The organism is Actinocorallia longicatena, from assembly GCF_039534125.1.
Classification (GTDB): Bacteria; Actinomycetota; Actinomycetes; order Streptosporangiales; family Streptosporangiaceae; genus Actinocorallia; species Actinocorallia longicatena.
Genome location: NZ_BAAAUV010000090.1, coordinates 1 through 521 on the forward strand (window position 1 = coordinate 1; position 521 = coordinate 521).

The 521-nt window shown below is 80.0% G+C and carries 1 pseudogene; it reads right to left on the reverse strand.

Annotated elements, in window-relative coordinates:
* Nucleotides 1–521 (reverse strand): annotated as a pseudogene (locus tag ABD785_RS41205) (hypothetical protein); the annotation flags it as partial.

The window sequence follows — 521 nt, forward strand, 5'->3', positions numbered from 1 at the left end:
CCGGCTCGCTCGCCCGGACCGCGGCGGGCGCCGCCTCGGCCTGGACGGGCGGGGTGAAGCTGATCACGGTGGCCGCCCTGGGCGCCTGCCGCGGAGCGACGGCCTCGGCGACCGGCGCGGCCGCGATCGGCACTTCGGCCACCTTGCGTGCCCTGGTGCGCCGCACCGGTGCCTCGGCGGCCGGAGCGGCCTCGGTCACGGGCTCGGCGGCCTTGCGGGCCCGGCCGCGGGTGACCGGAGCCTCGGCGGGAGCCGCCTCGGTCACGGGTTCGGCGACCTTGCGCGTCCTGGTGCGCCGTACCGGTGCTTCGGCGGCCGGAGCCGCTTCGGCGGGGATCGCCTCGGTCACGGGTTCGGCGACCTTGCGTGCCCTGGTGCGCCGTACCGGAGCCTCGGCGGCCGGAGCCGCCTCCGCCACGGGAGCCGCTTCGGCCAGGGGCTCGGGTTCGGCGATCTTGCGGGTGCGGGTGCGGCGCGCGGGAGCCTCGGCGGCGGGTGCCGCCTCGGGGAGCGCGTCGGCG